We start from the raw sequence: 333 nt of genomic DNA, 5'->3' as shown, positions 1-333 counted from the left end.
ATCGAAAATATGTTCACCGCTTGTCCATTTATCAGTGATCTGTTTAGTTTTAGTACTTATTACCTGGAATTCCCCTCCTTTTAAAAGTTTGTTGCCATCGTTTCCGTTTTTCGCAAACTCAACACTGAAATTCTTCATTTCAATATCTTGAATATCTCCATCTTTGACAGTGAACTCGATAGGTTTTGCTAAAACATAACCTTCTGGAGCATTTACCTCACGCCAGATATAATCACCAGCTGGCAATCCGTCGATTTCTAGATCATTATCATCTGTGATCCAGTTATAAACTTGTTCACCAGTTTTGGCATCTACGATTTCCATTGGAACACC

Annotated in this window: 1 protein-coding gene; it reads right to left on the bottom strand. The window is 37.5% G+C overall.

What is annotated here, in order from left to right; all coding sequences use genetic code 11:
- The coding region (locus KSU54_RS18700) for a prealbumin-like fold domain-containing protein (RefSeq protein ID WP_217751474.1) at positions 1–333 on the bottom strand (333 nt) is incomplete at both ends.

This window comes from Erysipelatoclostridium sp. MSK.23.31, from assembly GCF_019125875.1.
Taxonomy (GTDB): Bacteria; Bacillota_I; Bacilli_A; order Erysipelotrichales; family Coprobacillaceae; genus Thomasclavelia; species Thomasclavelia ramosa.
Note: the sequence above shows the minus strand (reverse complement) of the source record. Positions and strands in the feature narration are given on the sequence as shown.